The sequence below is a fragment of the Loktanella salsilacus genome, from assembly GCF_900114485.1.
In the GTDB taxonomy this organism is placed as follows: domain Bacteria; phylum Pseudomonadota; class Alphaproteobacteria; order Rhodobacterales; family Rhodobacteraceae; genus Loktanella; species Loktanella salsilacus.
The window spans coordinates 24,499-34,827 of the sequence record NZ_FOTF01000030.1; the positions used below are offsets into that span (position 1 = coordinate 24,499).

Annotated in this window: 11 protein-coding genes; 3 read left to right on the forward strand and 8 right to left on the reverse strand. The window is 55.0% G+C overall.

Going from position 1 to position 10,329, the window contains the following annotated elements:
* Window positions 1-454: 454 nt before the first annotated feature.
* The 3 genes from BM131_RS17600 to BM131_RS17610 all read right to left on the reverse strand — a co-directional run bounded on the left by BM131_RS17600 (window position 455) and on the right by BM131_RS17610 (window position 2,154).
* Window positions 455-1,135 carry a UPF0149 family protein gene (locus tag BM131_RS17600; protein WP_090191575.1) on the reverse strand — a complete coding sequence of 227 codons (681 nt, stop codon included), beginning with the start codon at window positions 1,133-1,135 and terminating at the stop codon, window positions 455-457.
* A 115-nt stretch (window positions 1,136-1,250) separates the two neighbouring features.
* On the reverse strand, window positions 1,251-1,571 hold the full coding sequence (locus BM131_RS17605) for a hypothetical protein (protein ID WP_090191561.1): 321 nt from the start codon (window positions 1,569-1,571) through the stop codon (window positions 1,251-1,253).
* Window positions 1,572-1,632: 61 nt separating this feature from the next.
* A complete protein-coding gene (locus tag BM131_RS17610) occupies window positions 1,633-2,154 on the reverse strand; it encodes a 3'-5' exonuclease (protein ID WP_090191563.1) in 522 nt (173 codons plus the stop codon).
* Window positions 2,155-2,932: 778 nt separating this feature from the next.
* Here BM131_RS17610 and BM131_RS17620 point away from each other — a divergent pair.
* Complete coding sequence (locus BM131_RS17620; RefSeq protein WP_245754298.1) at window positions 2,933-3,982, forward strand: extracellular catalytic domain type 1 short-chain-length polyhydroxyalkanoate depolymerase; 1,050 nt, start codon at window positions 2,933-2,935, stop codon at window positions 3,980-3,982.
* Between the two features lie 310 nt (window positions 3,983-4,292).
* Here the strand turns inward: BM131_RS17620 and BM131_RS17625 are convergent, their stop codons facing one another.
* Both BM131_RS17625 and BM131_RS17630 read right to left on the reverse strand, forming a co-directional pair.
* Window positions 4,293-6,278, reverse strand: a complete 1,986-nt coding sequence (locus tag BM131_RS17625; protein ID WP_090191567.1) for a P-loop NTPase fold protein — start codon at window positions 6,276-6,278, stop codon at window positions 4,293-4,295.
* 625 nt (window positions 6,279-6,903) lie between these two features.
* The gene (locus tag BM131_RS17630) at window positions 6,904-7,926 is read right to left on the reverse strand and encodes a hydrogen peroxide-inducible genes activator (protein ID WP_245754299.1); all 1,023 of its coding nucleotides are present in this window, start codon (window positions 7,924-7,926) and stop codon (window positions 6,904-6,906) included.
* A gap of 136 nt (window positions 7,927-8,062) precedes the next feature.
* Between BM131_RS17630 and BM131_RS17635 the strand changes: the two genes are divergently transcribed.
* Together BM131_RS17635 and BM131_RS17640 are read left to right on the forward strand one after the other, a co-directional pair.
* Entirely contained in the window at window positions 8,063-8,299 is a 237-nt protein-coding gene (locus tag BM131_RS17635; RefSeq protein WP_090191568.1) for a YdcH family protein, read from the forward strand.
* A gap of 157 nt (window positions 8,300-8,456) precedes the next feature.
* A complete protein-coding gene (locus BM131_RS17640; RefSeq protein ID WP_090191570.1) occupies window positions 8,457-8,645 on the forward strand; it encodes a hypothetical protein in 189 nt (62 codons plus the stop codon).
* Window positions 8,646-8,820: 175 nt separating this feature from the next.
* Here BM131_RS17640 and BM131_RS17645 read toward each other — a convergent pair whose 3' ends face one another.
* The 3 genes from BM131_RS17645 to BM131_RS17655 all read right to left on the reverse strand — a co-directional run.
* Window positions 8,821-9,117: a DUF2177 family protein gene (locus BM131_RS17645; RefSeq protein WP_281245355.1), complete on the reverse strand. Its 297-nt coding sequence runs from the start codon at window positions 9,115-9,117 to the stop codon at window positions 8,821-8,823.
* 168 nt (window positions 9,118-9,285) lie between these two features.
* Window positions 9,286-9,978 (reverse strand): DUF4113 domain-containing protein, encoded by a 693-nt coding sequence (locus BM131_RS17650; RefSeq protein ID WP_245754301.1) that lies wholly within the window; start codon window positions 9,976-9,978, stop codon window positions 9,286-9,288.
* Between the two features lie 106 nt (window positions 9,979-10,084).
* A partial coding sequence (locus BM131_RS17655; protein WP_175499439.1) for an ATP-binding protein occupies window positions 10,085-10,329 on the reverse strand: 245 nt, incomplete at its 5' end.

Consider the following 10,329-nt stretch of genomic DNA (forward strand, 5'->3'; position numbering starts at 1 on the left):
GCCGCGCGCAACAGGGGCAAACGGTTTACCGTTTGCATACCCTGCTTTCGGAAAGGTTGGGCTTTTGAAAGAAAAAAGGGATGCAACCTGTGACGACTACACACGGAACAATGATGGCCCAAGATTCACTATGCACAGCATTTGCGACGATTTCTCGCCTCTGCAGTTACAACAACGCGGTTGCAGTGGCAGGCAAAAGGGCGACCATCAGTAGCGCGAGCAGTATGACACCGTTGACGAGAAAAGGTCGCGGTTAAGATTTGCTCTACCGTCACGTTGGGGTCGTTCAGCGTATTATGCACTATGAATAAAAAAGCTTGGCGCAAGAAAGTCAATCTCGATCGCCAGCACGTTGGTGACGTTCAATGCCATCATGACGTCTATTCCGGCCACCATGTAGTAGCCTGTTGGACGTAAACATATAACAATGGCTTATATGGGAGCGAAGCCTTATTTAGTGGGCTCCACAGCATCGCTTGTATTTGCGCCCAGACCCGCATGAACAGGGATCATTTCGACCCACCTTCTTGCCAGCCGCCGGCATCTGGTTTGCGTTTGCGGACATCCCCGACGATAAGCTGCGTCCCTTCGCCCAATTGTTGAGGGCCATCACAAGATCCGGGATCAGATCAGTTGCCTTTTCGGTCAACGCGTCGACCGATGCTTGAGGCAGTTCACTTCGGCCTTCGGCAATATTGTGAAGCGCCAGCATCATGTTGACCGAGGCAGACGCCTCGGCATCTCCACTGACGACGATTTTCTCCCAAGCCTCCGGCCGCAGCCGCATCGCTTGTTCGAACCCCCAGACCCAAGGCTCCCACAGGATTTCATTCGAAACCGTGTCTTCATCGTAGAGCGGCGCGTAGTCGGACCGCGGGGGTGTAAGCATGCGCGCCACATCATTGTAATGGTGCATGATCAGGTTCGTCGCCGACCGCACGTCAGACAGCTCGTCGAATGGAGCATCGCCAGCCCCCCAGACCAGCGGCAGCCATTCGCTCGGCATGATCATGTCTGGCGAGACGATCAAGCCTGCGCAAAAGCCGTCAAACTCGCTGAGTAGCATGCCGTCCCGATCCGTCGGGATCGCCAGTAGCAAGGCGTCGAGTTGATCAAGTTCGTCGTCTGTCAGCATCGCGACCTCGCACTGTAAATTCGATGCTCAAATACATCGGCAACGACCGGATCAGGTCGACCGAGCGCTGTCAATATTGGCTCAGCCTCTCACTGGCACTCTGACTTTGGGACACTCAGATGTTCATATCACCGAGGTCGGCAGTGGATGTTGAACCTTCCGGGCGGCGCGGATCGCTTGTGGCCTCCCGGACGGCTTCCTCCAGCATCAGAAAGGTTCCCCAAACCGTTGGACGATCCGTCGGAAATTGAAGGCACCTGACAACCCACGCCCCGTCGCGGCCAACGACATACGGTCTGCCACGCCAGAGTGTGATCTCTGCAGCGGATCGTCTGATGGGATCGCAGACACCCGGTGGATCGACCGGATTGATGGCGATGCCCTCAATGACCCGCTCGCACGTGATGATGCCGTGTTCCGTTTTCAAGAACTGCATTGCATCCCTTATCCCATTCTCTAAGCAAAGCACTGCCGCTGACTGACACATCCCGCCATACTCAGTTTTCAGCCCTCAACTTCATTGCAAGTAAAATTGCCTCCGCTAATCGGGCCGCGTCAGGGCCGGCCCGGTGTGGTCGAGGCGTCCCATTAAGTTGCGCATGGACATGGTGGATCAGCGCTGAATTGCCTTTGCATGCCGCCGTGATGACCTTTTCGATGCTGGCAAAAGGCGGCGGCTGGAAACCCAGCGGCTCAAGTAATAATTCCGCCCACCAGTGATCGTGCGCTACGGCGTCACTGACAACGTGTTTTCCGTGAATCCGATGAAGAAGGTCACTGGCGACGTTAGCCGCGCTTGGTGCGGATCGAAGCTCTTCTCGTTGGATTTTGTGAATGCTGGCTGATTGCGATGACCACGCATTTTCGTTCCAGTTCGGCTCGGGGCAGATCAAAGAGGACCATTTTTCAACAGTGTCATTCTCAATCCATGCCAAACCGACCTCAATCGGCCACGAATCCGGACCAAGACCAGATGCCTCGAAGTCAATGAAGATGAGGTGCTGCGGTATCAACGTCATATGCGGCAGTCGCTACGCACCTTCGGTGTCGCGACTTTCAGGTTCGGCTTTGGCCATATCCCAACCACACTGCGGGCAAAGCGGTGGCCGCCTCTTGGAAATCCGATTTTGCATGAAGGCACTATGCCGCTCCTTGCTCTCCTTACGCCATTCCAAGTTTGACCAAAACATTATGGCCGCCGCAAAGGTGAGAAAGGCCACGATCGCACTGTCGACGTATGACATTTTCTATCTCCCCGCTCTGCTCCCTGAACACATTCGGATGTCGGAAAATACCAAGGAAGCCTTACATCTGCAAGAAACAATTTTAATTAAGTCACTGTTTATAATTGATAATTTTTCGCAACTCTAAAATCGACGAAATCGCCATGAAAAGAAGAAGAACCGTTGTCTTAAGGAGTCTCGGGACGGCCTTTTTCGCAAATTCGTTCGCGCAGCTCATGCCCGCCCAGACCGACAAGGCCGTTTGATAGCTATAGGAATGACGAGGCGCGGCCGTAGGTAAATGATCACTCATTGCAGAGCATCCTCTCACCTTGACCTCAGCGCATAGCCGGTTTGCGCCGGGCAGGCCGTTTCTAACGAAACCCACCACGTGCAAATTGGTTGTGCTATGTCTGCGCTGACTTGTGCAGCACGATTGGGAAGCCGCTACGGCGGCTCTGTCCGAATTCAGCTGGTGAGGCGCATGTTTAACCCATTTCAGAAAGTGCAGGCTCGTAGCCGTAAGAAGGCCCGCAATGCCACCGCAACGGCATTTGGACAGATGGTTGGTGTAATGCTGCCCAAACCCGCCAAAGCAAAGGCCCGGCCAAAACCCACATCGAAGGGTGCCGGCCAAGCGCTGAGCCGGATCAAAGTTCATAAAACACTAACTGTAAAACCTGCGGCTAAAGCCAAGCCGGTAACGGCAACCGCACGGGCGCAAATGTCGATACCGCGCGGAGCAACCTTCAGGTCGCTGACCCACGACAGTCCGTTTGGCAGCCTAGACTACAAACTGTATCTGCCCGCTAGCGCCACAAGTGCAGAGCGCCCCCTACCACTCCTCGTCATGCTTCACGGCTGCGGACAAACGCCCGATGATTTCGCGACCGGCACGAGAATGAACGCATTGGCCGAGGAGTTGGGCGTCATCGTCGTCTACCCTGCCCAGAACCGGCAAGCGCAGAAGAACCGCTGTTGGAATTGGTATCGCCGGGGGGATCAAAGCCGGGTCGCCGGTGAACCTGCCCTTCTTGCAGACCTGACGCGCATGGTCCTCAGCACCACACCCGTCGATCCAGCGCGGGTCTACGTCGCTGGTCTGTCTGCAGGGGCCTCAATGGCACTGATCCTGGCTGCAGCATATCCGGATATTTTTGCTGCCGTCGGTGCCCACTCAGGCCTCGCTGTGGGGTCAGCACACGATGCGTCCACGGCAATGATTGCCATGAAGCATGGCGCGCCGGGTAGCCGCTCGCCCGCGCCGATACCCACGATCAATTTCCACGGCGAGAACGACAAGGTCGTTCATGTCCGGAACGGACGCTATGTTGCCGCGCGCGCCGCCGACGCTTACCCGGACTTGGTCGGCATTGAACGCAAGGGGCGCACCCCCGACGGGCATACATTCGTGCGGCAATCGCTTCGCAAGGGGAAAGGCAAGTCCTTCACTGAATTTTGGAGCATCCAGGGTGCCGGTCACGCATGGTCCGGCGGCAGCCCAGCCGGAAGGTTCACCGATCCGGCCGGCCCGGACGCGTCTCGTGAGATGCTGCGCTTTATGTTGCAGCACCGGACGACGATGAAACAACGTAAAGATGCGGCATTTGCCACCGCGACCTGACATCTGGGATCGGAAGTTGAAGATGTCTTCCCGATAAACGGCACGCCGGGCTTTGGCGACAGGCCCAGTGTAGGTCCAGTTCGAACTCAAGTCTCTAAATGTTGCGCAGCACACATGCCGCGACGAAGGGCGGGAAGCCGACCTTCGCCGCAGCCGAGAAAGCGGGACTTGGTTTACAAGAAAGCGGACAACCGCTCGCTCACACGTGCGCAAATTATTTATTTTATCAAACGCCTATCGGCACGCCTGCGTAGACGATGTGTCACGCAGGGTTGTTATACGGCAAAAGGTGGACTGGGTATCAGAAGAATTAGGTCGCGGTTGTTGAAGGTGCCAAGGTCCAGCCAAGGTCGATTTCCGTTTGGCACGTTGGTTCGGAAAAGAGACTTTTTAATCGCGCTTTTTCAAGCCTGTCGTCGACCAGTCTTTCAATTCCTTTTATCAAATCAAGCAGTTGAGATTTTCTCGGCATGATCGGCTCATCATCGATCTTGATTAAAAGTCTATTTGCGATGCTATGCCACCAAGGGCCCTCGGTCAAAATCAACTCCGGTACTTGATCATAACGATCTTCAAAATAACCCGTAAGCAAGCGCTCTTCTTGCCTGCCTAATGACAACCAAGCATTCACGAAGTCATCTTCGTCAATAGTTTGAAGAATTGGTTCTCGAAGAAATCTTTGGGTGCCCTTTCCATTGACGATTTTCAGGTCGCCAAGAAAAGCGAAATAATCTGATTTCAAAGTCTCAATCAGGTGTTTAGCAACTGGTTCCGCCTTCCAATCGGAGTACCAATCACGTGCTGCTTGCTGCAGATGAGAAAGCACCTCCACAAAATCATCGTTCTCGCGGTGGGCATAGCCGAGACCTTCATAGCCTGAGTCAAAACTCCACCGTGTCGCACCAAAACTGTCGAGATCAAGCGAAGGGATTACTATCTCATCAATATAGCGCTTGAACCTTTGAACCCAGCCGCTCTCGACGTCTTCGATTAACCCCTCGTCAAGTAGCATTAAAATGACCCCAACAACGTACATCACAACGAGAGGATTCTCATAACGACCCTCTTCAATTCCGTCGCAGATGTCGCCTATGTCGGAATCAAATTCCGTCGCCGAACCGTCAGAAAAATCCCAGCTCCAAATATGCCAGAGCCGTTTCCAAGAAGGCCAGCTATCCGGGCCGTTGACTTCTGGGGCGCCAGCCAGTTCAGCGTTGAAACGCTTTGCATCGACTGTTCCGCTATTGAGGATGTCAATCCATTGACGGAGTGTAATTGCTGTCTCGATGCCATTGATGAGGTTGTATTTCAGAATTACTTTCCGCTTGGGAGTGTCAGGGTCGTCTTTTTCTATCCTGAAGGCATAGAAGCTTCGTTGTGCAGGGTCGTCGTCTCCGTATTCTGGCAATAAATCTAAAATGGCCAGCGAATTTTCTGGGCCGCCAAGGTTCAGCCTGAATTCCATGAAGAAAATGAAAGCCTGAGTGATGAGGCTATCTATCAGTCCATTATTTTCCCGAAATTTTTGGTCTGTGGCTTCGAGCATGCCTATCAGGAACCATAGGAACTGACGGATGGCCCGGAGATTGTTAAACCCAGAGAGAAGATAGAGTTCTTCAATCCTATCGGTTCGAGCAACGATTAATGTTCTTGCAACACTCTCCGATATCTCTGCGATGAACGCAGCAACCGCAGCCTTAGGATCAGGTGGAATTTCGAAAGTTTGGCCGATAACCTTCTCCCGAAATTCTTCAAACTTCTTGTCGTCAATCCGTTGTGTGTTTGCCACCAGAATGACGCGAGAGTTGCCATGTTCGATATAGCGGTTAAGGACGCCGAGTAATTCAGATTGATCAAAGCCGCACCGTTCAAGGTCGTCAATTATGACCAAAGCCTCATTGATTGCATCAGCGGCTTTGGTCACTTGGCCCAAAGTGCTTTCGACAGCTTTTCCGATGTCTGCCGATCCTGAAAACACACCTCCAGACCCAACCGAGATGGCACCAGAAAAAAGGGAGGAGGCAAATCCAACCCCCTGATGCATAATCTTGATGGCTTTGGACGATGCGGCATAAAACAGCTGTCGTTCAAAATCTTGCAAACTGCTGACACCGAACAACGACAGATATATAGTCTTTCGCTTTGTGAAGTCTGGTTGACTAACGAGGCTCTGAATGAAGTGCGTCTTGCCGCATCCCCATCGACCTTCAATCATCACCGCGAATTTTGGGTTGTCAGGGGAATTGACCCAACTTGATAGGTATTGTCGAATTTGATTTCGGGCTGCGTCATACATGAAAAAGTTCCGCCTAAATGCTCTTCGTTGCGACCATAGTTGATAGGGTGGTATCGTCCATCCGATTGTCGAGAATGTCTGACCCCCGCAAAGCGCATCATACAGGCGGGGTGGCCGCTTATCGGCGTGGTGTTGGTTCGAAGCGAAGTAACGCGACTACGTGATGGCTGGAGACTTTGCACACGCAGCGAATGGCGGGTTTGACGGGAAGCACTGCAGCATCCAGAACACCGATAAATGGCCGCAACGGGCCGTGAATGACGTTTTGCGCGATGGGCGGATAGTGTGCATTCGCCGCACGTGCGCGGTAAGATTGGGTGAAAGGCGGCAGCCGACATTCAAACGGTAACGAATTGGAGATCCTTTCTGCGGTGCGTAAGGCAGCTCCGAGCCCAAACCTACCGCGGCAGTGGTTCGCGCATGCAGCAAAGGGCGTCACGTCACTCGCGGCCAAAAGCTAACGTTTATCGGCCGGACTGACCCCATACCGCAATTACTTCAAAGCGACCCTTTATGCGCCATGCAGCATCGTTCGAGCAAGGATAGGCAATGCCGGACGGTGCTACGCTTAGTGGATAAGGTCGAATTTCAACTCAGCTTCGGGAATATTGCGGAATTTTTTAATTTATTCGAGGGTCACGGTATCGGAAAAATTAGCCCTGATGGCCGATCTAAGCGCTTCCGCGATATGATCGATTGCAGCATTTTTTCCCGATGACTTCCGTCTCACGAGTCCGATGGATCGAACGAGCTTCCCCTTGCGGAATGGCCGCACTTCAATCGAGCCATCCCGGCCACTCACCTCGGACCGGATATACAGCATCGGTAGAAAGGTGACACCCATCCCCATTCCGACCATTTGCCTAAGGGCGTCGAGACTGGTGCCCTCGTAGTCTCGTCGTAAATCCGCGCCCGCGTTGCGACAGACTTCACTGATTTGCTCATGCAGGACGTAGCCCGGGCCCAGACTTAGAACGACCAGATCCGCGAGGTCTGCATCCATGATGTCCTTGCGATTTGCGAGTGGACTGTCGGGCGCGATGGCCAGTGCAAGTCGCTCCCGGAAAAGCCGTTCGGTCACAAATCCCGGACCGGCCACGGGGAGCTGTGTCAGGATGACATCGTGCCGTCCGCGTTCCAGTTCGGATACCAAGTCCCGCGGGGCTGCATCCCTGATGTATAACTTCAATCCGGGATGGGTCTTGTGCAGTTCGCCGATCGCATAGGGTAACAGGTAGGGGCCGATGGTGGGCGTCGTACCCAGCCGTATAGTGCCGACATCGCCCGTCTGCAGTGTGACTGACAGGTCCACGATGTCCTGCACCTGTGCGACGACCGCGCGGGCGCGCTCTGTGATTTCGCGACCTTCGGGTGTCAACCGGAACGGCCCGCGGCCGCGCTCTAAAAGGCGCAGTTTCAACACCTCCTCCAGATTGGAGATCTGAAGGCTCAGCGAAGGTTGCGCAATGCCAACCCGTTGGGCCGCCTTGCCAAAATGCCCCGTATCGGCAAGCACCACAAGGTATCTCAGCTGCCTCATGCTAGGAAGAACCGCCACGCCATGGCCTCCGTTGGTTGCATTGCGATAGGTAAAACCTATCATAATTTCAAATAGCTTTGCCTTTTTCCCGCTCGCTTTCAACCCCACGTGTTTGTCACGAAGGCGGGTCCTTGTCCGTATATCCAGGGTCGCATCCGTCTTCGATGGGTCAGGGGCCGAACCTTGACCGTCTGCAAACCGGTCGCGTTGGCGGCCATATCGATCACTTGAAAGGGAGCCTTGCATGAATAGCCGTCTCACCACCCGCGCCACTTCGCTGGACGCCCGCGCCAATGCCTTGGCCAGCCGCAAGCAGCGCCTCGATGCCGAAATCGATGCCGAGATGATCCGGCCCGCGCCCTGCCATCTTCAGCTTGGGAAGCTGAAACGATCCAAGCTGCGGCTGAAGGACGAAATCGCCGAGATTGAGGGCGTTCTGTCGACTGTGCAGCGCGCCAGGCTCGAACGGCGTGCGAGTTGAAAGAAAAAAGACCGCAGGCGGCAGGGTTGCGAAACCAGACGCGCGTGCCGTGCAGTCGCACAACACTTCGTCTTTGGCCTGCACCTGCCCGCGCGGTTTTGGCTCTTCGATCCAGCCGTCAAAACACCACAACGCTTTACTTTATCGGGAGTCTGACATGATCACTTTTGCACTGGGCGAAATGCCTACCACACGCGAGCGCGACGTCACTGTGGCAAACATCAAGGACCAACGATCGATGACAGAGCCGTCGCGTGACCATGCAGCCGGTGGCCCACGCCGTTCCGTCTGTCGCGCATCTGTCGACGAAGAGGATGATCTGCTTTTCGACAACGTGCCGGTCTGAAAGCCGAATGAACGTCTGATCTGCCGGACGTGCGAAGAACGGCCGGCAGAATCCTGGCCTGACGCTACAGGTCCCGACTTTATTTCTGCAAACGCACCATCAACACGACCCCTGCCCACGCGCTTGATCCCGTGAGGATCGCACGCCAAATTGCATCCCTCGCGACCATCTGCCGTCACCACGCCTTCATGATCGACATGGAGGTGAACTTGTCTGCGCCATACGCCATCGCCCCGATGATCGCGCCGTGCAGTGCCGCACGTCCTGTTGCGGCATCCCGCAAGACCGGTATCAAAACCAGAAAAACAAGACCCGCCACATAGGCGAGATAGAACAGGCCAGCAGGTGCCAGCATCTGACTGTCCTGCATGGCGTCACTAAGATGACGTGTAAAGATCGGCTTCATCACCAAAGTCAGCATGACACAATCAATGGTGAGGAACATGACTGCGGTGATGGCGTATAGTATCAATTCGCGCGAAAATTTAATTTCACGACCGTGGCAAACTTTCGTAATCCGCCCCTAATGCCGTTCGGCCTCGCAGATGCAGCATTGATTGAGCGGCTGCGGCGAACGGCAGGAAGGTCCGCTCACCAGACCTTTTTGCGCCCCGCGTCGAAGATCAACTTTCCAGCGCGATCACCTTACAACTGGTAGGTCGCTCAGCCTTGTCGTATAGCGCGGGCTGCGGTGATCCGCGCGCAGCTGCCAGGATCGCAACATTCCCTCGCTCGCCAAGACCATGGTCTTCTTGCCGAACCGCCCGTTGACCTCGTCTAAGGCCTGCATCAGTGCTGGCGATCCCTCCCGAGAGGCTTCGAATAAGGTCAGCGGCCGTTGCTCAAAGGGCAGCAAATCGTCGAGCAGGATGCCGGCCTTGGTGAACCCGTAAGACACACCACCCATCTTCGGCCATGCGGCCAACGCGCAGCGCTTAGCCGCCCCCACAAGATCGAACGTATCCGATGACATCGGCGTTAATCGTGTCGATCGCGAGCCAGCATACTGCGGACGATCCTGACGGTGGCGGTTTGTGTGAAAGAACACCGTCAGCGTCCCTGCCACCAACCCGTGTTGCCGCAGCTTTTCCGCTGCACGTGTCGCATGGGAAGTGATTGCTTGGAACAACGTGTCGAAGTCCTTCATCGGTGTGCCGGAGGAGCGTGTGACTGCCATGCCCTTGCGCTGGGGCTCAACGTCGTCAAACGCAATACAAGGCTCTCCCTGTAATTCCAGTACAGTCCGCTCCAGCACGACGGTGCCGAGGGCGCGGGCCTGGCGCAGCGGCATCTCTCGCAGATCGGCCGCCGTGCCAATGCCGATCCCTTTCAACTTAGCCTGCGTCTTCCTCCCGATCCCCCAGATTGTAGATTTCCACGCGGAAGTGAGCCGGGTTTTCCATCGAGAAGTGAGCCACCTTTAAGTTATGTTTCGGGTGTCAGGCTTTGGTCAATGCATGATTGTCCTCCCTCTTTTTCTGCGCCGCTACGGCTGCACTGGCTTTGAAGCGGAAGCTGTCGTTTCCGGTCTCCAAGATGTGGCAACGGTGGGTTAGGCGGTCGAGGAGTGCGGTCGTCATCTTAGGATCGCCAAAGACGGTGGCCCATTCGCTGAAGCTCAGGTTCGTGGTGATGACGACGCTGGTGCGCTCGTAGAGTTTGCTGAGCAGATGGAAGAGCAGCG

What these genes read in the sequence shown, in the direction of transcription:
- BM131_RS17600 (WP_090191575.1), bottom strand. Translation starts at nt 1,135, where the DNA reads ATGCTGACAGACGACGAACTTGATCAACTCGACGCCTTGCTACTGGCG.
- BM131_RS17610 (WP_090191563.1), bottom strand. Translation starts at nt 2,154, where the DNA reads ATGACGTTGATACCGCAGCACCTCATCTTCATTGACTTCGAGGCATCT.
- BM131_RS17620 (WP_245754298.1), top strand. Translation starts at nt 2,933, where the DNA reads ATGCTGCCCAAACCCGCCAAAGCAAAGGCCCGGCCAAAACCCACATCG.
- BM131_RS17605 (WP_090191561.1), bottom strand. Translation starts at nt 1,571, where the DNA reads ATGCAGTTCTTGAAAACGGAACACGGCATCATCACGTGCGAGCGGGTC.
- BM131_RS17640 (WP_090191570.1), top strand. Translation starts at nt 8,457, where the DNA reads ATGATCACTTTTGCACTGGGCGAAATGCCTACCACACGCGAGCGCGAC.
- BM131_RS17625 (WP_090191567.1), bottom strand. Translation starts at nt 6,278, where the DNA reads ATGTATGACGCAGCCCGAAATCAAATTCGACAATACCTATCAAGTTGG.
- BM131_RS17635 (WP_090191568.1), top strand. Translation starts at nt 8,063, where the DNA reads ATGAATAGCCGTCTCACCACCCGCGCCACTTCGCTGGACGCCCGCGCC.